At 70.8% G+C, this 23429-nt stretch carries 23 protein-coding genes; 7 read left to right on the top strand and 16 right to left on the bottom strand.

Annotated features, from left to right (window positions below; translation table 11 throughout):
• The first annotated feature begins 1 nt into the window (after window position 1).
• Window positions 2-1333 (top strand): tetratricopeptide repeat protein, encoded by a 1332-nt coding sequence (locus tag WG922_RS14595; RefSeq protein ID WP_340283437.1) that lies wholly within the window; start codon window positions 2-4, stop codon window positions 1331-1333.
• A complete protein-coding gene (locus tag WG922_RS14590) occupies window positions 1330-2049 on the top strand; it encodes an alpha/beta fold hydrolase (protein WP_340283436.1) in 720 nt (239 codons plus the stop codon). Before WG922_RS14595 ends, WG922_RS14590 begins: the two co-directional genes overlap by 4 nt.
• A gap of 44 nt (window positions 2050-2093) precedes the next feature.
• On the opposite strand, the gene WG922_RS14585 is transcribed toward WG922_RS14590, so the two are convergent.
• The 5 genes from WG922_RS14585 to WG922_RS14565 form a co-directional block, all read right to left on the bottom strand.
• Complete coding sequence (locus WG922_RS14585) at window positions 2094-2849, bottom strand: hypothetical protein (protein ID WP_340283435.1); 756 nt, start codon at window positions 2847-2849, stop codon at window positions 2094-2096.
• A gap of 211 nt (window positions 2850-3060) precedes the next feature.
• On the bottom strand, window positions 3061-3567 hold the full coding sequence (coaD, locus tag WG922_RS14580) for a pantetheine-phosphate adenylyltransferase (protein WP_340283433.1): 507 nt from the start codon (window positions 3565-3567) through the stop codon (window positions 3061-3063).
• A gap of 56 nt (window positions 3568-3623) precedes the next feature.
• Window positions 3624-4253: a 16S rRNA (guanine(966)-N(2))-methyltransferase RsmD gene (gene rsmD / locus WG922_RS14575; protein ID WP_340283432.1), complete on the bottom strand. Its 630-nt coding sequence runs from the start codon at window positions 4251-4253 to the stop codon at window positions 3624-3626.
• Window positions 4254-4603: 350 nt separating this feature from the next.
• The gene (locus WG922_RS14570; RefSeq protein ID WP_340283431.1) at window positions 4604-6016 is read right to left on the bottom strand and encodes a M16 family metallopeptidase; all 1413 of its coding nucleotides are present in this window, start codon (window positions 6014-6016) and stop codon (window positions 4604-4606) included.
• A 56-nt stretch (window positions 6017-6072) separates the two neighbouring features.
• On the bottom strand, window positions 6073-7524 hold the full coding sequence (locus WG922_RS14565; RefSeq protein WP_340283430.1) for a M16 family metallopeptidase: 1452 nt from the start codon (window positions 7522-7524) through the stop codon (window positions 6073-6075).
• A gap of 29 nt (window positions 7525-7553) precedes the next feature.
• On the opposite strand from WG922_RS14565, the gene ftsY reads away from it, so the two are divergent.
• Window positions 7554-8978: a signal recognition particle-docking protein FtsY gene (ftsY, locus tag WG922_RS14560; protein WP_445322836.1), complete on the top strand. Its 1425-nt coding sequence runs from the start codon at window positions 7554-7556 to the stop codon at window positions 8976-8978.
• A 193-nt stretch (window positions 8979-9171) separates the two neighbouring features.
• Here the strand turns inward: ftsY and phnE are convergent, their stop codons facing one another.
• From phnE to WG922_RS14535, 5 genes are all read right to left on the bottom strand, one after another.
• Window positions 9172-10005, bottom strand: coding sequence for a phosphonate ABC transporter, permease protein PhnE (gene phnE, locus WG922_RS14555; RefSeq protein WP_340283429.1), 834 nt, complete (start codon window positions 10003-10005; stop codon window positions 9172-9174).
• 22 nt (window positions 10006-10027) lie between these two features.
• On the bottom strand, window positions 10028-10879 hold the full coding sequence (locus WG922_RS14550) for a PhnE/PtxC family ABC transporter permease (RefSeq protein ID WP_340283428.1): 852 nt from the start codon (window positions 10877-10879) through the stop codon (window positions 10028-10030).
• A 15-nt stretch (window positions 10880-10894) separates the two neighbouring features.
• On the bottom strand, window positions 10895-11734 hold the full coding sequence (locus WG922_RS14545; protein WP_340283427.1) for a phosphonate ABC transporter ATP-binding protein: 840 nt from the start codon (window positions 11732-11734) through the stop codon (window positions 10895-10897).
• A gap of 13 nt (window positions 11735-11747) precedes the next feature.
• Complete coding sequence (locus WG922_RS14540; RefSeq protein WP_340283426.1) at window positions 11748-12623, bottom strand: putative selenate ABC transporter substrate-binding protein; 876 nt, start codon at window positions 12621-12623, stop codon at window positions 11748-11750.
• Window positions 12624-12684: 61 nt separating this feature from the next.
• Window positions 12685-13971, bottom strand: coding sequence for an SUMF1/EgtB/PvdO family nonheme iron enzyme (locus WG922_RS14535; protein ID WP_340283424.1), 1287 nt, complete (start codon window positions 13969-13971; stop codon window positions 12685-12687).
• On the opposite strand from WG922_RS14535, the gene senB reads away from it, so the two are divergent.
• Together senB and selD are read left to right on the top strand one after the other, a co-directional pair.
• The gene (gene senB, locus WG922_RS14530) at window positions 13956-14954 is read left to right on the top strand and encodes a selenoneine biosynthesis selenosugar synthase SenB (protein WP_340283423.1); all 999 of its coding nucleotides are present in this window, start codon (window positions 13956-13958) and stop codon (window positions 14952-14954) included. The two genes, WG922_RS14535 and senB, sit on opposite strands and share 16 nt — an antisense overlap.
• A complete protein-coding gene (gene selD / locus WG922_RS14525; RefSeq protein WP_340283422.1) occupies window positions 14951-16027 on the top strand; it encodes a selenide, water dikinase SelD in 1077 nt (358 codons plus the stop codon). The genes senB and selD overlap by 4 nt, the downstream gene beginning before the upstream one ends.
• Window positions 16028-16067: 40 nt before the next feature.
• Here the strand turns inward: selD and cutA are convergent, their stop codons facing one another.
• Window positions 16068-16445, bottom strand: coding sequence for a divalent-cation tolerance protein CutA (gene cutA, locus WG922_RS14520; RefSeq protein ID WP_340283421.1), 378 nt, complete (start codon window positions 16443-16445; stop codon window positions 16068-16070).
• Between the two features lie 158 nt (window positions 16446-16603).
• Here cutA and rpoH point away from each other — a divergent pair, with 158 nt between their 5' ends.
• Window positions 16604-17536, top strand: coding sequence for an RNA polymerase sigma factor RpoH (gene rpoH / locus WG922_RS14515; protein WP_340283419.1), 933 nt, complete (start codon window positions 16604-16606; stop codon window positions 17534-17536).
• Window positions 17537-17598: 62 nt separating this feature from the next.
• A complete protein-coding gene (locus WG922_RS14510) occupies window positions 17599-19320 on the top strand; it encodes a sensor domain-containing diguanylate cyclase (RefSeq protein ID WP_340283418.1) in 1722 nt (573 codons plus the stop codon).
• A gap of 95 nt (window positions 19321-19415) precedes the next feature.
• Here the strand turns inward: WG922_RS14510 and WG922_RS14505 are convergent, their stop codons facing one another.
• From WG922_RS14505 to WG922_RS14485, 5 genes are read right to left on the bottom strand one after another with little or no spacing between them, the layout of a single operon-like run.
• On the bottom strand, window positions 19416-20006 hold the full coding sequence (locus tag WG922_RS14505) for an SCO family protein (RefSeq protein WP_340283417.1): 591 nt from the start codon (window positions 20004-20006) through the stop codon (window positions 19416-19418).
• Between the two features lie 2 nt (window positions 20007-20008).
• Entirely contained in the window at window positions 20009-20878 is an 870-nt protein-coding gene (gene cyoE / locus WG922_RS14500; RefSeq protein ID WP_340283416.1) for a heme o synthase, read from the bottom strand.
• Window positions 20875-22026 (bottom strand): COX15/CtaA family protein, encoded by a 1152-nt coding sequence (locus WG922_RS14495; RefSeq protein WP_340283415.1) that lies wholly within the window; start codon window positions 22024-22026, stop codon window positions 20875-20877. Before WG922_RS14495 ends, cyoE begins: the two co-directional genes overlap by 4 nt.
• Entirely contained in the window at window positions 22023-22748 is a 726-nt protein-coding gene (locus WG922_RS14490; RefSeq protein ID WP_340283414.1) for an SCO family protein, read from the bottom strand. The genes WG922_RS14495 and WG922_RS14490 overlap by 4 nt, the downstream gene beginning before the upstream one ends.
• Complete coding sequence (locus WG922_RS14485) at window positions 22696-23418, bottom strand: SURF1 family protein (RefSeq protein ID WP_340283491.1); 723 nt, start codon at window positions 23416-23418, stop codon at window positions 22696-22698. The genes WG922_RS14490 and WG922_RS14485 overlap by 53 nt, the downstream gene beginning before the upstream one ends.
• Between the last annotated feature and the right edge of the window lie 11 nt (window positions 23419-23429).

The following is a 23429-nucleotide window of genomic DNA, read 5'->3' as shown; positions in this document are numbered from 1 at the left end:
CATGGCGCGCGATTGCCTGGGCAACGCGGTCAGCCTCGACGATCCGTCGGCTCTGGCCGGCATCGACGATTTCGTCGAGGGGTTCATCGCCAGCGAGGCGCGGGCGGCCCAGGTGCTCGCCTGGGCCGAGCGCGACGCGAGCCCGCTGCTGCAGGCCTACGCCGCCACCGTGCACATGTTCGCCGAGTCGCGCGACGCACCCGCCAATGCCCGGCCCTTCATGGCGCGGGCGCAGGCCGGCGCCGCGCGTGCCACCACGCGCGAGCAGCGCTACATCGCGGCGCTCCGCGCCTGGGTCGATGGGGACACTGACCGCGCCCTCGCGCTGCTCGAAGAGCAGGTGCAGCTGCACCCGCGCGACCTTGCATCGCTCAAGCTTGCGCAGTACCACGCCTTCAATCGCGGCGATTCGCCGCGCATGCTGCGGCTCGCGCTCTCTGCCCTGCCACAGGCAGGCGATGTGCCCTACCTGCACGGCATGCTGGCCTTCGGCTGGGAGCAGTGCCACGCCCTGCGCGAAGCCGAAGCGTGCGCCCGGCACGCCATCGCGCTGCGCCGCAAGGAGCCCTGGGCGCACCACGCACTCGCGCACGTGATGCTCACGCAGGGGCGCCTGCACGAAGGCCACGCATTCCTGTCGGAGGTCAGCGACACCTGGACCGGACTGAACTCCTTCATGGTCACGCACAACTGGTGGCACCAGGCCCTCTTCGCGCTGGAGCTGGACCGGCCAGACGAGGTGCTGGCGCTCTACGACCAGCGCATCTGGGGCGTCGCCAAGGACTACACGCAAGACCAGGCCAATGCGATCTCCCTGCTGTCGCGGCTCGAACTCGCCGGCGTTACGGTCGGCCAGGAACGGTGGCGCGAACTCGCGCAATGGCTGGCCGGCCGAACCGCAGACCAGGTGCTGCCCTTTCTCGACCTGCACTATGTGTACGGCCTGTCCCGCGCACAACGGCCCGAGGCCGCCGTGCTGATGGATCGCATCGAAACGCACGCGGCGGCGCACGGCGGCGTCTGGCGCGATGTCGCCTTGCCCGCCGCCCGCGGCCTGCTCGCGCATGCGCAGGGGGACCCAGCCACCGCGGCGTCGGCGCTCGGCCAGGCCCTGCCGCGCATGCTGGAGATCGGCGGCAGCCATGCACAGCGCGACTGGTTCGAGCAGATCCACCTCGACGCGCTGCTGCGCGCGGGCCGCCTGACTGGCGCCCAGAACCTGCTGCAGCAGCGCTGCCTGTCAGCGCCCGAATCGGTCCGGCTGCGCCGCCAGGCACACGCCCTCTACCACCGCCTCGGCCTGGCCGGGGTGGCCGACCGCCTGCTGCCATGACCACCACGCTGGTGCTGCTGCCCGGCCTCGCCGGCGACGCCACCATGTGGCGTGACCAGCTCAACGCGCTCGCCGCATGGCAGCCGCGCGTGAGCGAGGTGCACATGCACCATGACAGCATCGATGCCATGGCCGCGGCGCTGCTGCGCGAAGTCCCGGGAGAGCTCGCGCTGTGCGGCGCCTCGATGGGGGGCATGGTGGCCATGGAAGCGGCTCGGCAGGCGCCCGGCCGCATCCGAGGCCTGGCGCTGCTCGGCACCACGGCGCGACCCGAATCCGAGGACATGCGCCGGCTGCGCGAAGACGCTGTGGTGCTGTTCGAGCAAGGCCGCATCGAGGAGGTGATCGCGCCCAACGCACACTTCGCCTTTCATCCCGCGCACGCGCAGGACCCGGAACTGATGGATGCCTACCTCCGGTTCGTGCTGCGTGCCGGAGGCGAGCAGCTGGCGCGCCAGAACCGCGCGGTGATGCGGCGCCCCGACGCACGCGAGCACCTTCGGGCAGTGCGCTGTCCGGTGCTGGTGATGTGCGGCGCCGACGACCAGCTCACCCCGGTGGAGTGCTCGCGTGAAATCGCCGCATTGGCTCCGCACGCCGACCTGCGGGTGCTGGCGCGCTGCGGCCACATGCTGACCATGGAACAGCCCGGCGCGGTGAACGCCGGGCTGCTGGAATGGTTGGCCGGACTGCCCCTGGCTCCGGCCCGCGCCTGAGCGCGCGCGGCGGGCGCGGGCGCTCTGGTCTGCTCCGCGAGGCTTTACTTGGCTTTGTCCTTGTCGGCGGCGCCACCGGCCGCGCCTGCACCCATGTTGGCGCCGGAGCCCAGCGTGCCCTCAGCACCCGAGGTGCTGCTGCCGGACGCGCTGCCGGCCGCGCTCGGGGTATCCACGGCGCCCGGAGGCGTGCTCAAGGTCGTCGAGGAGCCGGCCGCGCCGCCACTGGCCCCTGCGGCACCCATGGCTTGCGTTCCGCCGGTGCTCGGCGTGTAGGCGAGCGCCATGGCGCCATGCGTTTCGATCAGCGCCTGGTTGGCCTTGCGGATCGCCTCGTTGCGTGCGTCGCCCGCGGGCAGCTGTGCCATCGACTGGATGGACGAGCGCAGCGAATCGGCGGCGCTGAGCATCTTGCGAACGGCCTCGCTGTAGTTCTCAGAGGACACCGCCGCGCCCGGCGCATTACGGATCTCGGCCGGGAGCGCGCGCATGGCCTGCTGCGTCTGGTCCAGGGCTTGCTGCGTCTGCTCGAGTGCCGCCTCACGCTCCGTGCCCTGTTTGTTCTCCATCGCCTGCACGGCTTCGCGCAGCCGGCTCGCAGCCTGCTCCAGCTTCTCTACGGACTGCGCCTGGGCGGCAGTCAGGGGTGCGCCGCTGCCGGCCCCCTCCGGTTTTGTGGACGCGGCGGCCGCGCCGCTGGACGCAGTCCCCGCGGAGGCGCCACCCGTGGCGGTTTGTGCGGAAGCAACGCCTGCAGCGAGACCCAGGGAAACGACGAGTGCGGTGTACTTGAACTTCATGGTGTCTTCCTCTCAGGTGTGTGAGTGTTGGACGTGGGGCGGGCGTGCGGCACGTGATTGCGCCAGCACGAGCCCGTCGGACGAAGCTCGATGATGCGAAGGCGGGGCCTGCGACGTGCAGCGATATGTAAACCGCCGAGGCTCAGGCCCCTTCCTTGCCGTCAAGGCTGGGGCGCGAATTTACATTCGGCGATCCAGGGGGCGTCCGGATTCACTCGCGGCCGAGGGTCGCCACCTTCTGCATCAGGCGGGCCTGGACCGACGGCGAGACGAACTTGTCGATCTCGCCTCCGAGTACGGCAATCTCGCGCACGAAGGTGCTGCTGATGAACTGGTACTTGTCGCTGGGCGTGAGAAACACGGTCTCCACTTCGGGCATGAGGCTGCGGTTCATCCCGGCGAGCTGGAATTCGTAGTCGAAGTCGGTGACGGCGCGCAGGCCCCGCACCATCGCCTTGCCTCCCCGCGCGACCACGAAGTCACGCAGCAGGCCAGAGAAGCTCTCGACGTGCACCTGGGGATAGGCCTGCACCACCTCGCGCGCCATCTCGATGCGCTCCTGCAGCGTAAACATGGCCTTCTTGTGGTGGCCGGCCGCCACGGCGACGATCACTTTGGAGAACAGCTGCGTCGCGCGGCGCACCACGTCTTCGTGGCCCAGGGTCATCGGATCGAACGTACCAGGGTAGACGGCGATCACGGGGCGGTCGTGGCTCATGGAAGTCTCCTGCGGTGGCCGCCCACAGCGACCGGCTTACGAAATGTTGCGGTGCATTATGACGGCTCGTCACTGCGCTGGAGCAGGTGGGCATGGACGGCGCCCGCCTTCAGATGCCTGGCGCAGCGCAGCCCGTGCGGCGCCAGCAGTTCGTCGCTCCACCGCGTCGGCGCCTCGAGGTAGAGCCACCCGTGCCGGGAAAGCGACGGCACGGCGTGGGCGAGCGCCTTCTCGTGCACACCGGCGTCGAAAGGCGGATCGAGCAGGATCAGGTCCTGGCTGGCCGGCGCCAGGCGCGCCAGCACGGTGAGTGCATTGCCGCGCTCGACGCGGACAACCGCCTCGGCGCCTTCGAGGCGCCTGACCAGCGCCCACAACGCATCGACCTGTGCGCCCTCGTGCTCCACCAGCAGCACGCGGGCGGCGCCGCGCGATGCCGCCTCGAGCCCCAGCGCGCCGCTGCCGGCGAAGGCATCGACCACCTGCCAGCCGCTGAGGTCCTGGCCGAGCCAGTTGAACAGCGTCTCGCGCACGCGGTCGGGAGTCGGTCGCAGGCCGGGGCGGTTGGCCACCGGCAGGCGGGTGCGCTTCCACTGTCCGCCGATGATCCGCACTTCGTTAGGCGCGCGCGCAGCGCCCGCGCGGCCACGCGCCGGTGTGCTGCCGCGAGAGGAACTTGAAGCCATCGCGCGAGCTTACGCGCATGTCAGATGCGCAAGCGCCAAGGCGAAGGCGAAGGCGAAGGCGAAGCATCCTCCCCCTCCGGACAATGCGCACGAGCCGACCGCTGTGCGAGGCTCGTCAGACAACCCCGCGTGGATGGGCGCACCCGGCGAGCACCAAACCCCCCCGGCAAAAAAAAACGCGACCTCGGTCGCGTCGTGAACTGCCTCTCTCTCCCTTTGCTCTTCTTCTCTCTCTTTTTTCTCCCGAGCTTCGTGAATGCCTTTGTGTGACAGAGCGACGCGATTGTGGCAATTCGCGGTGAGTCTTCGGGGCGCAGCCCTGTCATCGTTGACAGCGCGCCCCGGCTCGCTCAGCGCGCGGGAGGTGCGGCGCCCAGCGTCACGGTGGCCATGCGTTCGGGCTGCAGCTTGCGCTGGAAGGCCGCCCGGACCTGGTCTGCAGTGACTGCGCGCACGCGCTCGGTCCAGGTGTCCAGGTAGTCCAGCGGCAGCTCGTGCCACGCGATGGTGGCCAGGTTGTCCAGCAGCTTGCGGTTGCTGTCCATGCGCAAGGCGAAGCCGCCGATCAGGTTGTCCTTCGCAGCCCGCAGCTCGTCCTCGGTCGGCCCCTGGGCGACGAACTGCGTCACGACGTCGCGGGCCACCTGCACAGCCTCTGCAGCCTGGTCGGGCCGGGTCTGGAAGCCCACGGTGAAGGCGCCGGCATGCAGGCCCGGAGCAAAGTAGCTGTAGACGCTGTAGGCGAGGCCTCGCTTCTCGCGCACCTCGGTCGACAGCCGGGACACGAAGCCCCCACCACCCAGGGTGTAGGTGCCCACCAGCAAGGGGAAGAAGTCCGGGTCGCTGCGCTTGTAGCCGGGCTGCCCGAACAGCACGTGGGCCTGGGCCGACTGGAACGGGATGTCCAGCCGCACCGGCTTGGTGAGGGGCGGCACCTCGGCCACCGCGGGCAGCGGCGTGCAGCCTCCGGCGGCGGCCGGAAGCCGGGCCAGCATCTTGCGGGCGATGTCGTCGGCCTGCTGACGGCCCACCGCGCCTACGATGCTTACCTTGGCGCGGCACGGCTGCACGTGGCCCCGATAGAAGCTGCGCATGTCGTCCACCGAGATGGCCGCGAGCGATCCCTCCGTCACCTCCCAGCCGTAGGGATGGCCGCCGTAGACCGCGGCCTGGAAGGCCTTGCCCACGACCGTGCCTGGCCGGGTGTTCGCCTCGCGGATCGCCGCCACGGCGCGCTCACGATCGCGCTGCCACACCGTCTGCGGGAAGGCGGGCGCGCTCAACTGCCGCGAGGCGAGCTCGACGGCCTTGGCGAGCAGATCGGGCTCGGTGAGCGAGCGCAGGCTGAAGCTCATGCGGTCGCTGCCGGCGCCACCGCCGAAGCTGGCGCCCAGGTCGGCCCAGGCCTCGGAGATCTCGTTCTCGTCGAGCGCCCGGTCGTAGGCGCCCGCGGGCTCTGCGGACTGCGGATCGCGCGCCAGCGTGCCGCTATCGACCTGATTTGCCGTAACGCTGGCCAGACCCGCCTGTCCGGGCGGATCGCGCCGCGAGCCGGCATCGAAATCGACCTGCACATCGACCATCGGCAGCGCCGGCGACTCGATGAGGTGAACGGTTGCGCCGCTCTCCTGGACCCAGCGCTGGACGGGGAGCGCCGCGAGGGCGGAGGCGCTGGCAAGCAGCCCCAGCAGGAAGGGCAGCAGTGCGCGGGCGGCGGCGCGCGCGGCGGCCGGGGCATGGGAAGGTGCGCGGACTTGCGACATCGGAGCTTTCTTCACGATTGGTAGATACGGGAATACAGGTGGGAACACCGGGTGCCTCAGTGCCGCGCACCGGCGGGCGCGGCGCGGGGAGGCTTGGCCGCCTCGGGAGGCAGCGGCACCAGCGTGCCGGTGGTGAGCTGGTCGTCACCGAAGTAGCGCGCCGCGACCGACTGCACCTGCGCCGCGGTGATGCCGCGCAGGCGCTCGATCAGCCGCTCGCCGGCGTCCAGCGGCAAGCCGTAGACCCAATAGGCGCCGAGCTCGCGGGCCTGGTTGAAAACCGAGTCGAGCTTGTACACCTCCGCCGCCAGCCAGCGCGTCTTGACGCGCTGCAGCTCGGCCTCGGTCACCCCCTCGCGTGCCACCCGCGCCACCTCGGCACGCAAGGCAGCTCGCACCTGTTCGGGGGTCTTGCCGGGCGCCGGCACGCCGTCGAGCGTGAACACCTGCGGCCCGCGGCCCCAGAGGCCGTTGGCCGCGCCCACGCTGTCGGCGACGCGGTCGCTGCCCTGGGTGAGCGCACGGTTCAACCGCGCCCCGGGGTGGCCGTCGAGCACGGCCGCCAGCACGGACAGGGCCAGCGCGTCGTCATTGTTCGTCGATGCGTCGAACGATTCCAGCTTCGGCACCTTGAACTGCATGGCCGTGTAGGCCTGTTCGGCGGGCGCCTTGATTTCGACCTGGCGCGCACCGAGCTGCGGCGGCTCCTCGCGCGGCTTGCGCGCGGGGACCGGGCGCGCCGGGATCGCGCCGTAATGCTTCTCCGCCAGCCGCAGCACGGCGGCCGGATCGACGTCGCCGGCGACCACCACCGCCGCATTGGCCGGGACGTACCAGCGCTCGTAGAAGGCGCGCGCATCCTCGGGCTTGAGGGCTTCGAGATCGCTCATCCAGCCGACGATGGGTCGCCGGTACGGCGAGGCGAGGAAGGTGGTGGCGTTCAGAACTTCGTAGAGCCGGGAGCGCGGCTGGTCTTCCACCCGCAGCCGGCGCTCTTCCTTCACCACTTCCAGTTCGCGCCGGAACTCGTCGTCGGGCCAGCGGTTGTTGGCGAAGCGGTCGGCCTCGAGCCGCATCACGTCCTCCAGCCGGTCGGCCGGGATCTGCTGGTGGTAGCCGGTGTAGTCGCGCGCCGTGAAGGCGTTGTCGCGCCCGCCGAGCGCCGCCACGCGCCGCGAAAACTCGCCGGGCTTGAGCTGCTCCGTCCCCTTGAACAGCATGTGTTCGAGCACGTGCGCGACGCCGCTGACGCCGTCGGTCTCGTCCATAGACCCGACGCGCAGCCAGACCATGTGCACCGCCGTGGGAGCGCGGCGGTCCGGCTTGATGATGAGGGTCATGCCATTGGACAGGGTGTGCCGGTGCACCTCGGGCGCCTGGGCGGTCGGCGCGGTGGTCGAGGCTGTGGGCACGCCGTCGCCGGTTCCCGGAGCCGGCGCCTGGGCCGAAGCGACGACGCTGCCGGCGATCAGGCAGCCGAACAGGAAGCTCTGCAGAGGTTGTTTCATAGAATCCTGTGAGTTCCAAACCGCCCTCGATGTTCAGTTTCTTCCGGAAAAAACCGCCACCGCCACCGCCGCCGCCGCCGCCACCGCCGCCGCCGCCACCGTCACCACCCCTGCCGCCGCCAGCGCCAGACGTCGTGGCGCCCCCGATCGTTGGCGCACCACCGCCCGTGGATTCGCCATCGCCTGAGCCGGCAAGCGCACCCAGCACTGCCGTGCCGGCTTCGCCCGGGCCAGCTGCGCCCCAGCCAGAACCACCTGGGCCGAGTGCACCGCCGCAGCCGCTGGCCGCACCGGCAGCACAGGCGCGCCCGGCCATCGAGCAGACCCACGCCGAGCCGGCAGCACCCACCCCAGCGGCCCTGGCGCCCGCGTTCGCACCGGCTGCGGCGACGCCGCAGCCGGCACCGCAGCCCGAGCCGACCCTCCCGCCCCACCCCGCGCCTGGCTCGCCGGCGGCGCCTGCTCCGGCCGGCGCAGGCCTGATCGGAAGTGCCGTGGTGCGCGCCATGGACATCCCCACGGCAAGTACGGCGCCGGAGGTGGCTCCCGAGCGCCGCGGCTGGTTCAGCAAGCTCAGCATGGGCCTGCGCAAGACCGGCTCGAACCTGTCGCAGGTGTTCACCGGCGGCCAGATCGACGATGCCCTGTACGAGGAACTCGAAGCCGCGCTGCTGATGGCGGACGCCGGCGTGCAGGCCACCGAGTGGCTGCTCGAGCAGGTCAGGCGCAAGGTGCAGGCCAGCGGCGCCACGCGGCCGGTGCAGGCCAAGAACATCCTGGCCGAGGTGCTGACCCAGCTGCTGCTGCCTCTGCAAAAGCCGCTGGTCATCGGTGAGCACCAGCCCACCATCATCATGGTGGCCGGGGTCAACGGCGCGGGCAAGACCACCTCCATCGGCAAGCTGACCCGCCACCTCGCCAACGAGCGCGCCACGGTGCTGCTGGCGGCGGCCGACACCTTCAGGGCGGCCGCACGCGAGCAACTCGCCGTCTGGGCCGACCGCAACATGGTGGAGATCGTGAGCCAGGAAGGGGGCGACCCGGCGGCCGTGAGCTTCGATGCGGTCAGCGCCGGGCGAGCGCGCGGCAAGGACGTGGTGCTGGTCGATACCGCCGGGCGGCTGCCGACCCAGCTGCACCTGATGGAAGAGCTCAAGAAGATCAAGCGGGTGGTGCAGAAGGCCGACCCGAGCGGCCCGCACGAGGTGCTGCTGGTGATCGACGGCAATACCGGGCAGAACGCGCTGGCGCAGGTCAAGGCCTTCGACGCCGCACTGGGGCTCACCGGCCTCGTGGTCACCAAGCTGGACGGCACCGCCAAGGGCGGGGTGCTGGCCGCCATCGCGCAGGAAAAGCCGGTGCCGGTGTATTTCATCGGCGTGGGCGAGAAGCTCGAAGACCTGCAGACCTTCAGCGCACGCGAGTTCGCCCTCGCCTTGCTGGGGCAGTCCTGAAGGTCCGTCCGGCGCGCTGGACCGCAGCGCGCCGGACGGACGAACCGTGCGATGCGCTGTGTCCGGTATCGGTGCGCGGAGGCGGTGTGCAGTAGCGCCGCCGTCGTGACGTACCGCTGCCGAACGTCGCTGCGCAGGCCGTGGTTTGGCTGGCCGCAGACGCTCTGGCAAGCAGCAATGCGAACCGAGCCCCTCAGCGTGCCATGAGCGTGCGCAGCCCGACGCTCGCGGCATCCACCAGCAGCACCAGCGCCAGCATGGCGGCCAGCACCGCACCCGTCTCGGCCATCTGGAACAGCCCGAGGTGGAAGGCCAGCATCTGGCCCAGCCCGCCCGCGCCGACGACGCCCAGCACGGCCGCAGCGCGGATGTTGTTCTCCCACCGGTAGAGGGTGTAGCTGGCCAGCTGCGGGAGCACCTGCGGCAGTAGCGCATAGAGCACCACCCGCCCCTTGCCGATGCCGCGCAGGCGCAGTGCGAACCCCGGCTCGGGCGGCGCGTTCTCGAGCGCTTCGGCGAACAGCCGCCCCAGCACGCCCGTGGTGTGCAGTGCCAGCGCCAGCGTGCCGGCCAGGGGGCCGAGGCCGGCGGCGATCAGCAGCAGGGCCGCCCACATCAGCTCCGGCACGCTGCGTAACGCGTTCAGCAGCAGCCGGGAGAGGCCGCGCCAGCGTGCCCGCTCCTGCGCGTGCAGGCGGCTGGCCGGCAGCGCGAGCAGCAGCCCGAGGAGCGCGGCGACCAGCGTGCCCACGACGGACATCGCGAGCGTCTCCAGCAGCGCCGGTGCGAGCCGGGCGAGGAAGGCGGACTCGGTATTCGGTACTGCCAGCTCGGCCATGAAGCGCCCCATGCGCGCCAGCGAGTCGCCCGAGAAGAAGCGGGCCCACTGCAGGTCCAGCGACCAGAAGCTCAGGACCACCAGGACCACTGCCGCGGCCACGCACCAGCAGGCGCGGCAGCGCGCGTCGAACACCTTCGGCGGCAGCCGGAACACTTCGTTCGCGGCTGAGGGGCGCGGCGCGTTCATGCGGATGTCCTTCCTGCCGACGTCAGCCGAGGGAGCGCCGCAGCACGGCGCTCAGCCGGTCGGTGCCGGCGACGAGCAGGACGAAGACCAGCAGCAGCGTGGACACCTCGGCGGCGTTGAACATCTTCATGGAGTTGTCCAGCTGCTGGCCCAGCCCGCCCGCGCCGACGAAGCCGAGCACCGCCGAGGAGCGGATCGCGCATTCCCAGCGGTAGACCGTGTAGCTGGTGAGTTCGGCGCCGTTCTGCGGCAGCAGGCCATAGAAGAACGCCTGCAGCCGGCCCGCGCCGTTGCGCAGCAGCGAGGCGGTTGGCTGCGCATCGCCACTTTCCAGGATTTCGCCGTACACCTTGCCGAGCATGCCGCCGTAGGTCAGCGCGATGGCGAGCACTCCGGCGGTGGGGCCGAGGCCGACGACGCGCACGAAGACCAGCGCCCAGATCAGCTCGGGCACGCTGCGCAGCACCACCAGCACACCGCGAACGCTCCAGCGCAGCAGCCGAGGCCAGGCGCCCATGCGGCCCGCCAGGCCCGAGATCGACAGCGGCCTGGCGGACACCAGCGCCAGCGGCACGGCCAGCACCAGCGCGAGCGTCAGGCCGGCGGTGGCGATGGCGACGGTGCGCCAGGTCTCTCGCGCGACCAGCACCAGGAACTCGGCGTCGAGCCGCGGCGGAACCATGTCGGCGAGGAAGCGGCCGGTTTCGCGCAGGCTGTCGGGCGCGAACAGCTGCCAGGGGCGGAATTCGGAGAGCACGAACAGCGGCCAGAGCACGGCGGCGGCGGCCAGCGTCCAGAACAGGCGCACGCGCCAGGCGGGATCGCGCGGCACGGGGCGCGCCAGCGGCAGCGAGGCGGGAAGCAGCGTGGCCATGGTCGATGCGCGGTGTCAGCGGCAGACCATGGACGCTGGCGGCAACGGCCGCGGCGGCTGCATCTCACCCTCTTGCGGCGTACCACGCGCCTCGAGCTCGGCCAGGCGGTCGGCGTACAGGGCGCGCAGGCGCTCCGGAGTGACCTCGCCGGCCGGCAGGTCGAAGGCGATGTGTCCGGCGCGCATGCCGATCACGCGCGGGAAGTGGCGCACCGCCATCGGCACATCGTGCAGCGTGCACAGCAAGGTGGCGCCCTGCTCGCGCGCGGCCTGCGTCAGCGATTCAAGCGCCTGCTGCGCCCGTGCCGGATCCAGCGCCGACAACGGCTCATCGACCAGCAGCAGGCGGGGCCGCGCCACCAGCCCGCGCGCCAACCCGACCCGCTGCCGCTCGCCGCCGGAGAGACGATCGACGCGGGCGAACAGCTTGTCGTCGAGATCGAAGCGGGCAAGCGCGGCATCCGCCTCCGCGATGCCCACCGGGTAGAAAAGGCTGCGCAGGCTCTGCCACAGGCCCATGCGCGGCAGGCGCCCTGCGAGGACGGCCGTAACGACGCGCTGCCGCGGCGGCAGGGGCGGCACCTGCGGCGCGAGGAACAGCGTACCGCGCAGCCGATGCAGGGCACGGGTGCCCAGGCTCCAGGGATCGCGGCCGTCCAGCGCGAGTCTCCCCGCCGCCGGCTGCAGTGCGCAGGCCAGGACGTGCAGCAGCGTGGTCTTGCCGGCACCGGAGGGGCCGATCACGGCCACCTGCTCGCCGCTGCCCAGCGCGAGATCGATGTCCCGCAGCACCGGCTCGGCAGCGCGCGCGGCAGCCGGGTGGCGCACCGAAAGCGCGCGCAGCTCCAGCTTCATGGTCGCGCCCGGCTCACTTGAGCAGGCCCGCGCTGCGCGCCGCCGCTTCGATGCCTTTGTAGTTTTCCGCGCGGGTCGGGATGAAGCGGCTCGCGCGCTGCAGCTCCAGGATCTCGCGGCCGGCCGGGCTGGACGGCGACAGCTCGGTGAAGGCGCGGGCCAGCGCCTCGCGCCGCGCCGCGGGCATGTCTGCGTGCACCGACCAGTTGTAGTCGTAGTAAGGGGGCGTGGTGTGGAAGACCCGCACCTTCTGTGGATCGACCTTGCCCTCGGACAGCAGCTTCTCCCACACCGATGCGTTCAGTGCCCCCGCCGAGACCTTGCCCGAGGCAACGGCGGCGACCGTGGCGTCGTGGGCGCCGGAAAACGCCACCCGCCGCAGGTCGCGGTCGGGATCGATGCCGGCGGCCAGCAGGAAGCTGCGCGGCATGAGGTGGCCGGAGGTGCTGGAGGGCGAGCCGAAGGCGAGCGTGCGGCCTTTCAGGTCGGCAAGGGAACGGATGCCGGCGTCGGCGGTGATGAACACCGAGCGGAAGCTCTCGTCCTCGGCGCGCTGGACCAGCGGGATTACCTTGCCGCCCGAGCGGTGGTGGGCCTGCACGAAGGTGAAGCCGCCGAACCAGGCCAGATCGACCTGCCCGTTGACCAGCGCCTCCACGGCGGCGGCGTAGTCGGTGACCGGCGTGAAGCGCACCGGCATGGCCAGGCGCTCCTCCAGGTAGCGCATCAGCGGCGCGGCCTTGCGTGCCAGTTCGGTCGGCGACTCGTCCGGAATGGCCGTGACGCGCAAGGTGCCGGCCTGCGCCCGTCCGACGATCGGGAGGGAGGCGAGGCTGGTGGCAAGTGCGCCGGCGAGGACGGCACGGCGTGCGCGGGAGTGCTCTGTCATGAAAATTCTCGGTTGGTCTGGTGGAGGCAGGCGGGAATTACACCCGAACTGCCGCAAGGCCTCAGGCGCAGCTTCGAAAGCCCGCGAGGATGTCGGTGCGCCCGGGCAGGAAGAAGTTGCGAAAGCGCGGGTGCACGAGGCAGTCGGGCGTGGCCGAGCTGGCGCCACGCAGCACGCGGTGGGTGCCGAACCAGGGTGCCGAATAGTCGCGGTAGGGGTGCGCTTCGAAACCCGGGTGCGGCGCGAAGGGGGAGGCGGTCCATTCCCAGACGGCGCCCCAGGCGAAGGCGGGGTGCGTGTGCGCCGCGCACTCCCACTCGAATTCGGTCGGCAACCGGCGCCCGGCCCAGCGGCACCAGGCCTCGCCTTCGTGGGCGCTGAGGTGCACGGCCGGCAGCTCGGACGAGGGGAAGCGGGGCTGCGGCGGGCGCATGCTCCGGCGCCATTCCCAGCCTTGGCGCGTCCAGCACTCGGGGGTGTCGTAGCCGCCCGCCTGCACGAAGGCCTGGAACCGCGACCAGGAGACCGGCTGCGCGTCGATCTCGAAATCACCGAGTTGCACGCTGCGCGGGGGCACCTCGTTGTCGAATGCGAAACCGCGGTCAGCGACCCAGCCGGAGGTCCAGGTGCAGGGCGGCACATGCAGCGCCTCGGGGGCGGCCGGGGAGTGGCGCTGCTGCTGCGGTGGCGCTCCGGGTCGCAATGTGGCTGGCCGGACGGTCTGCGGTGGCGCCGACAGGGGCTGTGAGCTTCGCTGCGCAATCGGGGCGTCGATGCCCAGCGCCCGGGCCATGTAGCGCCAGGCTTCGACGTGCATGGCCTCGTGCAGCGCGACGAGCCGGAAGAAGTACAGGGCATCGTCGGTCGGGGCGCTCCCCGCTCGATCGGCTGCTTGCGCGAGCAGGCTGCGGGTCTCTTCGAGCGTCGCGCTCAGCCAGTCGAGGGTGGCGTCGAGGCCGGGCAAGGGCAGCGCCCAGCGCAGCGCGTGGGGCTGGGTGCTCGAGTCGTACCACGCGTCCGCCTCGGGCAGCTGCGAGGGTGCGCGCGGCGCCTCGGGGTCGCAGCGCATGCCGCGCCCGCGTTGTGGGTTGCGCATGATCCACCGCTGCTGGAACCAGGCGATGTGCCCCAGCTCCCACAGCGGGGGGTTCAGCCCGTCGCGTCGGGGTACGGCCAGCGCCGGCCCGAGCGCCTCGCGGAAGGACCGCACCAGGGCCAGCGTGTCCGCCCGCAGCGCTCGCAACGCGGCATCCACCTCGGCTGCGCCGCCCGCCCGCAGGGCCTCACCCGGCGTGCGGCAGGCGCGGTCTCGTAGGGCGCTATAACCGGCGCATGCTGTCCCGTTCATCGCTCGTGATCGTAAGCCCGGCCCTGGCCAGGGACAACAACGGCAACTGGCAAACGGCCCGGCGCTGGCGGGCGCTGCTGGGATCGACGCATGCGGTGCGCATCGTGCAGCACTGGCCCGACGCGCAGGCGGCCGGCGACGCCGCCATGCTGGCACTGCACGCGCGGCGCTCGGCCGAGTCGGTGCGCGCCTGGAGCGCGGCGCGCGGGGGTGGTTCGCTGGCCGTCGTGCTCACAGGAACCGACCTCTACCAGGACCTCGATGCGAGCTCGCAGGCGCGCGAATCGCTGCGCCTGGCGCACCGCCTGGTGGTGCTGCAGGACCAGGGCATCTTTGCGCTGCCCGAGCCGTTGCGGGCCCGCGCACGCGTGATCTACCAGTCCACCGGAGCGCGCCGGCCGCTTGCGAAGACGCCGCGGCACCTCACCGCGCTGATGGTGGGGCACCTGCGGCAGGTCAAGAGCCCCGACACGCTGTTCGCGGCCGCGCGGCTGCTTGCGCCGGCGGCCGGCATCCGGGTGCGCCACATCGGCGACGCTGCGGAGCCGGGCTGGGCCGAGCGCGCGCGCGCCACCGAAGCCGAGTGCCCGCACTACCGCTGGCTCGGCGCCCAGCCTTACACGCGCACCCGCGACGCCATCCAGCGCGCGCACGTGCTGGTGCATGCCAGCGCACTGGAGGGCGGCGCCCACGTCATCATGGAGGCGGTACGCAGCGGCACGCCCGTGCTGGCGTCGCGCGTCAGCGGCAACGTCGGCATGCTCGGGGCCGACTACGCGGGCTACTTTCCGCACGGCGACGCGGCCGCGCTGGCACGGCTGCTGCGCACGTGCCGGGACGGCCAGCAGGCCTCGGCGGATGCCCCGGCGCCAGCGCTGCTGGAGCGGCTGCGCCGACAATGCGACTTGCGTGCGCCCCTGTTCGATGCCGAGGCCGAACGCGGCGCGCTGCTGCAACTGACCGAGGAACTCCTGCACCCATGAACGCTCCCGACACCTCCCGCCCGCCGGCCGAGCCGCGCCTGACCTCGCTGTCGCACGGCGGCGGCTGCGGCTGCAAGATCGCCCCCGGCGTCCTGTCGGAAATCCTGCGGGGGACGGCCGCGATGCCGATGCCGCCGCAGCTGCTGGTGGGCATCGAAACCGCCGACGACGCCGCCGTCTACCAGCTCAACGACGAGCAGGCGCTGATCGCCACCACCGACTTCTTCATGCCGATCGTCGATGACCCGTTCGACTTCGGCCGTATCGCCGCCACGAATGCGATCTCGGACGTGTACGCCATGGGCGGGCAGCCCATCATGGCGCTGGCGCTCGTGGGCATGCCGATCAGCGTGCTGTCCACGCAGACCATCGGCCGCATCCTGGAGGGCGGGCAGGCGGTGTGCCGCGCCGCCGGCATCCCCATCGCCGGGGGCCACACCATCGATTCCGTCGAGCCGATCTATGGCCTGGTGGCGCTCGGGCTGGTCCATCCCAAGGACGTGCGGCGCAACGCCGACGCGCGTGCCGGTGACCTGCTGGTACTGGGCAAGCCGCTGGGTGTGGGGGTGCTGTCGGCCGCGCTGAAGAAGGGCGAGCTCGATGCGGAAGGCTATGCCCGCATGATCGAGACGACGACCCGCCTGAACACGCCCGGCCCCGAGCTGGCGCGCCTGCCGGGCGTGCACGCGCTGACCGATGTGACCGGCTTCGGCCTGGCTGGCCACGCCCTGGAGCTCGCCCGCGGAGCGGGGCTGTGCGTCTCGCTCGACTGGGCCAAGGTGCCGCTGCTGGCGGGCGTCGAGGCATTGGCCCGAGCGGGACTGGTTACCGGCGCCTCCGGGCGCAACTGGGCCGGCTACGGCGAGCAGGTCGCGCTGCCCGCCGGGTTCGACCCGGTGCATCAGGCCCTGCTGTCCGATCCGCAGACCAGCGGAGGGCTGCTGGTGTCCTGCTCGCCGGAGGCGCTGGAGGCGGTGCTGGCGACTTTCGGGCGGCATGGCTTTCATGAGGCGGCCGTGGTCGGTGAGGTCGGGCCCCGCGCCTCGGGTGCGGCACCGCTGAGCTTGCGTTGAGGGCGCCGCGGCGAGGACTCGACCCCCTGCTCCGGGCGAGCTACCCGGCCTCCGGCGGTGCGCTGTCCTGCTCCGGGCCCTCGGCAGGCACAGGCACCTCGGCGCGCACCCACTGCGCGTAAGCAGGGCTGGCCGCGAGGGTCTGCCACAGCAGCTGCGGCGTGTCGTAGGGGTGGTGCCCGGACAGGTAGCCGATCACGGCGTCCAGCGCCTCTGGCCGGGTTTTGATGCTCAGCCGTACCTCGGTGTCCGATTGGACACTTCCCTGCCAGCGGTAATGCGATTCGACGGCCGCATCGATCTGTACACAGGCTGCGAGCCGCCGCTCCAGAAGGCCCAGCGCCAGGCGCCGGGCCTCCTCCGGCGAGCCGACGGTGGTCGAGAGACTCAGGACGGTGGGCGGCTGGGACAGCGACATGGAGCGAGTGCGCGAGTGAACCCGCATTCTGGGCAAAATGGGACCGAGCCGGGCGAGCTCGCCCGCAGAGCCGGTTCCAGGATTGCGCGGAACTTGTGCCTTAGCACTCCCTCCAATCGAGTGCTAACATGACGATGACTTTGAAAGGATCCCCTGGCATGTCCACTTCAGCTGGAGCTTCCACCACCGGTCTGGCCGTGGCCAGCCCGTGGGCGATGGTTCCCTCCCTGGGCAACCTGGACGCTTATATCTCCGCCGTCAACCGGCTGCCGCTGCTGACTCCGGAGGAGGAGCAGGACTGCGCGCGCCGCTTGCGCGACCACAACGACATCGAATCCGCCGGAAAGCTGGTGCTGTCGCACCTGCGGCTCGTGGTGGCGGTCTCGCGCAAGTACCTCGGCTACGGCCTGCCCCACGGCGACCTGATTCAGGAAGGCAACATCGGCCTGATGAAGGCCGTCAAGCGCTTCGACCCCGATCAGGGCGTGCGCCTGGTGAGCTATGCGCTGCACTGGATCAAGGCCGAAATTCACGAATACATCCTGCGCAACTGGCGGATGGTGAAGGTGGCGACCACCAAGGCGCAGCGGAAGCTGTTCTTCAACCTGCGCTCGATGAAGCAGGGCTTCAAGGACGATGCCGATGCGCAGACCCACCGCGACACCCTGACCGACGCACAGGTCGATGTGATGGCGCGCGAGCTGAACGTCAAGCGCGAGGAAGTCCTCGAGATGGAGACGCGCATGGCGGGTGGCGACGTACTGCTCGACCCGACGCCCGGCGACGACGGCGAGGACGCCTTCGGCCCCATTGCCTACCTCACCGACGCGAGCCACGAGCCCACCGCCGTGATCGAGTCGCACCAGCGCGATGTGCTGGCGACCGACGGCATTGCAGCGGCGCTCGAGCAGCTCGATGCGCGCAGCCGCCGCATTGTCGAGGAACGCTGGCTGCGCGTGAACGACGACGGTTCGGGCGGCATGACGCTGCACGAACTGGCTGCCGAATACGGCGTCTCGGCCGAACGCATCCGCCAGATCGAGTCGGCGGCGATGAAAAAGATGAAAAAGGCGCTGGCCGCATTCGCCTGAGCGCGTCCACTCCCCGCAACAAGCCCGGCTGAGCCGGGCTTTTTTACGGCAACAATGCGGGCGTGAACCTCTTCCGGTGCATGGCAGTCGCGTTGGTGGCGTGGTGTTTCGCCACGCTCGCCTGGTCGCGCGATGTGCAGCCGCAGCCGCCCGCTCTCGTGCAACTGTCCTCGGTCACGGAAGGCAAAGCCCTGGCGGGCAGCAGCCTCGCCTGGATCGATCCGGACGGCTCCAGGGACATCGAGGCGGTTGCGGCCGAGGCCCCGGCTCTGCCCTGGTCTGCTTTCGAGCAGCGCCGTCAGTACCGCATCGACGGGCGCGCGCTGTGGCTGCGCTTCGACGCGGCCGTCCCGACGGACAGCCGCTGGTTCCTGGTGCTGATGCACCCCTCTGTGGATCTGATGCAGCTGTATTACCAGGGCGCGGACGGCCGCTGGGTGGTGCAGGCGGCCGGCCAGGACAAGCCCGTGGACCAGTGGTCGATCCCGGGCCGCCTGCCGACCTTCGAGCTGGCGCCCGGCGGGCGAGGCGTGGTGCGCTACTGGGTGCGCATCGAGCACGAGCGGGCCAATTTCAGCGTTCCCATTCACTTGTACAGCCAGCCGGCGCTGCTCGAGTTCCGCGCCTTCGAGCAATTCCTGCTGGGCGCGTACTTCGGGGTGCTGGCGTTCATCGGCATTGCGAGCCTGGTCAGTGCCCTCGTACACCGGGACCGCAATTTCACCGCCCTACTCGCCTACGTGGTCGCCGTCGGCGCCGTCCAGCTGGTCGTGCTGGGGGTGGGGGCCCAGCACCTGTGGGTGGACTCGCCCCACTGGAGCGGCCTGGCACGCCGCATCGTGCCCGGAATGGCGGTCGCGGCCTGCCTCTGGTTCGTCAAGGTCCTCAGCGAGCCGGCGCGCTTTTCCCGCGCGCTCGACCTGGCCTGCTGGAGCATCGTCGCGGCGCTGCTGGCAGCGGTGGCCCTCAACGCGTTCATCGCCACCCGTGCGAGCTTCGCGCTGGTGGCCGTCCTGATCGGGGCCACCGTGCCGATCGCTGCGTCGCTGCTGGCGCTGGCCTGGCGGCGGGGCCGCGACCCCTACATGGGAACCATCACCCTGGCGTTCGTGCCGCTGGCGTTGACCGCACTGCTGCCGATCGCGTATGCGCTGAACCTGCTGCCCAACACGGTGCTCACGCGCCACGGCCTCGCGCTCGGCACCGCGCTGCAGCTGCCCATCCTGTACTACGCCCTCAGCCGACGCGCGCTGCAGCGCCGCGAGACGCACATGCGCGCCGCGCGCCTGGACCACACCGACGCGCTCACGGGCCTGTGCGACCGCGACACGCTGCTGCGGCGGCTGGAGGACGCACTGATGCGCGCGATCGGCCAGCGCCACCTGTGCGCGGTGCTGGGGGTACGACTGACGAACTACGAAGCACTGCGCGACGAGTTCGGCCGCGCGGTCGCCGACCGCGCCCTGGTAGTCGCAGCGTCCATCCTGCGTTCGGCGGCGAGGGACCTCGATCTGCCGGCACGAGTGGGCGAGCGCGATTTCATCCTGCTGCTGGACGGGCCGACGACGGCTGAGGCTGCGGTGGCCCGCGCGCAGCAGGTGGTGGCCCACGGACTGCAGCACGCCGCCGTGCTGCCCCCGTCCACGACGCTGAAGTTCCATGTGGCGCTGACGCTGCTGCCCGACCAGGAGCTCGACGCACGTCGCTGCCTTCAGTGGCTCGAAGAAGCCTGCAATGCCATGCGCTCGCAGCCGCGCCGGGCGATCCGCGCGATCAATTTCTAGAATGGCCGCAGCCGCAGCCTGACGCGACGCGCGAGCGCAGATCGTCGCCGTGCCGGCGCGTGGTCTCCGGTATCGGAGGCGTTCCGAAAAGAAGATCAGCCCTGGCGCAGCAGCAGCCTCACGTCGTCGGCCAGCGCCTGCGGACCGGTGCCGTAGCGGGTGTAGAGCCGCAGCCGGCCGGTGGGGTCGTAGACGAAGCTCGCCGCCGAATGGTCCATGGTGTAGCTGCCCGGGGTCTTGCCATCGACCTTCTTGAAGTAGACCTTGAAGTCGCTCGCGACCTTCGCGGTCTCCTCTGGCGTGCCACGCAGGGCAACGAACTGTGGGTCGAAGTTGCCCATGTAGGCCTTGAGCACCTCGGGCGTGTCGCGCTCGGGATCAACGGTAATGAAGACCGCCTGCAGCTTGTCCCCGTCCGCACCGAGCAGGCGTTTGGCTTCCGCGATCTCGTTCAAGGTGGTGGGGCAGACGTCCGGGCACTGCGTAAAGCCGAAGAACACCACCACCACCCGGCCGGCGAAATCGTTCAGGCTGCGCGCCTGGCCGTGCTGGTCGGTGAGCTGGAAGTCCTTGGCGTAATCGACTCCGGTGATATCGACGGCCTTGAACTGCGGCTTGGCATCCTGGCTGCAGGCAGCCAGCAAGGCCGCTGCGGCGAGTGACGACAGGAGGGCTCTTCGTTGCATGGTCAGAACAGGTAGTGGTCCAGCAGCAGCGCGGCGAACAGCACGCTCAGGTGGACAAGGGAAAAGCGGAAGGTGCGACGCGCCAGCTGGTCGGAATAGGCGCGCCAGAGGCGATAGGCATAGACGCAGAACAACCCGCTCAGCACCACCGCTGCCAGCAGGTACAGCCACGAGCTCATGCCGTAGGCGAAAGGCAGCAGGCACGCCGCGAACAGCACCAGCGTGTAGAGCAGGATCTGCAGGCGGGTGAACTCGTTGCCGTGGGTCACCGGCAGCATGGGCAGGCCCGACTTGCGGTAGTCCTCGACGCGGTACAGCGCGAGCGCCCAGAAGTGTGGCGGCGTCCACAGGAAGATGATGAGAAACAGGATCAGCGCCTGCGGTCCGACCTCTCCGGTCATGGCGGTCCAGCCGAGCACCGGAGGCATGGCACCGGAGGCGCCGCCGATCACGATGTTCTGCGGGGTGAGCGGCTTGAGGATGACGGTGTAGACCACCGCGTAGCCCACGAAGGTGGCGAAGGTGAGCCACATGGTCAGCGGATTGACCCACTGGTACAGCACCCAGGATCCGAGTCCGCACAAGACGGCGGAAAACGCCAGCGCCTGCACGTCCGACAGCTCGCCGCTGGCGGTGGGCCGCCACGACGTGCGCTTCATCTTGGCGTCGATGCCCTTCTCGACCAGGCAGTTGAAGGCGGCGGCCGCGCCGGCCACCAGCCAGATGCCCAGGCAGGCAAGCGCGGCCGCCTGCAGGTCCGCGGCGCTCGGCAGGCCGGGCACCGCCAGCACCATGCCGATCAGCGCGCAAAAAACGATCAGCTGCACGACCCGCGGCTTGGTGAGCGCATAGAACTGCGCGAAGCGGCTCATGCCCGCACCTCCCGCGCTTGGCCACGGGCACGGCGCACGGGGCTCGCGCTGCGGCTTGCGCACCAGGCCCAGGTGCAGACGACGACAAGCGCGGCCGCGCCCCCGGTGTGGCCGACGGCCGCGGCCAGCGGCCACCCCAGCACGACATTGCTCAAGCCGGTGACGAGCTGCCACAGCGCCAGCACGGCGAGCCAGCGTCCCTGGCGCGCCAGCCCGGCGCGCGCGAGCGCCCACGCGAGCGCCAGCAACACGGGGAGCAGCAGGTACGCCGCCAGGCGGTGCGCGTAGTGGATGGCGGTGAGCGCGGCGAAGGTGATGTTTTCGCCGTCGCCGGTCTTGCCAAGGTCGCGCCAGATCTCGAAGCCCTGGCGGAAATCCATGGGGGGCCACCAGCCGCCCTGGCAGGTGGGGAACTCGCTGCAGGCGAGCACGGCGTAGTTGGTGCTGACCCAGCCGCCCAGGGCCACCTGGACCCAGAGCAAGGCGAAGCCGAGCGCCAGCGCGAGCCGCAGCGCAGGAGAGATGGTGTGCGGCGCATGGCGCGCACTGTGCGCCTGCGCGTACGCCACCGCCTGGCGGCACAGCAGCGCCAGCAGGACCAGCCCGCCCAGCAGATGCAGCGTGACGATGGCGGGCTGGAGCTTGAGCGTGACGGTGAGCGCGCCGAACGCGCCCTGCAGGCATACCCAGACCAGCGTGGCCAGGGGCCAGCCGGGATGCACCGGAAGCTCGCGGCGGCGCATCCAGCTGGCCGCGGCAAGCACCAGGATCAACACGCCGACGCCTGTGGCCAGGTATCGGTGGATCATCTCGATCCAGGCCTTGGTGTGGGTGACCGGTCCGCTCGGCAGGGCCGCCTGCGCCTGGCTGATCTCGGCGTGCGCGCCGCGCGGGCTGGCGTTGCCATAGCAGCCCGGCCAGTCGGGGCAACCCAGGCCCGAATCGGTCAGCCGCGTAAAGGCACCGAACAGGACCAGGTCGAAGGTGAGGAACAGGGTCAGCAGCGTCAGCGCCGCGAGCCGCTGCGCCACGGACGCGCGGCGATTGCGCAGCCAGATCCACGCAAGTGGCCCGAGCGCCAGCACCAGGCCAAGCAGCATCAGGCGCAGCGCGGGGGAGAGGTCGTACAGCGCGACGGCGTCGGTCATGAGGGCCGCCCCGCCTGGTCCCAGGACGCCGACGCCCGCATCAGGCGCTCGAGGTCGCGCTTGGCCTTGGCAGCACCTTCCCGGTCGAGATGGGCCGGGAACCGGAGCATCCAGTTGCCGATGGGATCGACTACATAAAGGTGCGCCGAGTGCGGCTGCCCCTGCGCCGGCTGCAGCCACTGCGCAAGCTGGTTCCGGTCCACCCGCAGCGCAGTCGCCTGCTGCAGGGCGGGCCCGAGCTCCGGGCGTACAGCGGCGCCGTCGTCGATGAGCCACACGCGATCGAGCCGGTCCTTGTTCTTGCCGAGCGCTTCGCGCAGCTGCCGCTGCAGGTAGAGGTTCTGCTCGCACCCGGCGTCGCAGGCGCCGCCGGCAACGCTGACCAGCAGCCACTGTCCGCGCAACGATCGCAACGGCACGGGCGCGCCGCCTTCCAGCGGCGTGGCGGCGATGTCCGGCAGCGGCCGCTGCGGCTCGATGAGTTCGCCGAAGTTGCGCCGTCCTTCGGGTCGCACGACGTAGTAGGTGAAGTAGGACGCGATGACGGGCGCGGCACACACCAGCAGCACGCCCAGCATCTTCAGGCGTCCGCGCCGGGTGCGGCGCGCGTCGCTCTCGGCCACGTCGCCAGGGCGTGGCAGGGAATGCACCGTCAGGTCGAGCGGCTGATCAGGCACGCGGGAATTCTCGTCGGCGCGGGTGGATGAATTGGAACCAGACATAGAAGGCAAAGAGGGCCGCGCACAGGGCCCACCACTGGAAGGCATAACCGTAGTTCTTGCTGGCGCCGCTGGCAGCGACGGGCCAGTCACGCAGCAGGCCTTCGGACGCGCGGCCGACCTGTTGCACCGAACCTTCGAGCAGCGGCAGGCCGGTCTCCTTGCGGAACGCGGCAAGGTCGAGATTCTGCCGGATGGGCCCCGTCTCGGCCGCGTCGAACGCGTATAGCTTGGACGGTGCCGGGGCGATCCGGCCCTGCACCGTCACCTCCCCGGGAGGCGTTGCCACCGGGGGCAGCTGCTCGCGCGCCTGGAAATTGCGCGGCGCCCAGCCACGCTGTACCAGTACCACGGCATCGCTGCCGGACAGGCGCAGGGGCGTCACGACGTAGAAGCCCGGCCGCTGCTGCATCTGGCGGTTGTCGAGAAAGACGGTGTGCTCGGGCAGCCAGCGCCCGCGCAGTTCGACACGGCGGTGCAGCAGTTCGGGCGCGCCGGCCTCATCGACCAGCCGCTCGGCCGGCACCGGCGCAGCCGCCTGGGCCGCCTCGATCGATGCTTCGAGCGCCAGCTTCTGGCCGGCCCGATCCCACTGCCACAAGCCGAGCGCGGCCGTCAGCGCCATGCCCACGAGCGTCGCGAGGGTGGCAACCCAGAAGCGCGGTGAGGTCAGGGACGTCACCG

Origin of the sequence: Ramlibacter sp. AN1015, from assembly GCF_037726105.1 — a bacterium.
Classification (GTDB): domain Bacteria; phylum Pseudomonadota; class Gammaproteobacteria; order Burkholderiales; family Burkholderiaceae_C; genus Ramlibacter.
This window is presented reverse-complemented; position numbering and strand designations above follow the sequence as displayed.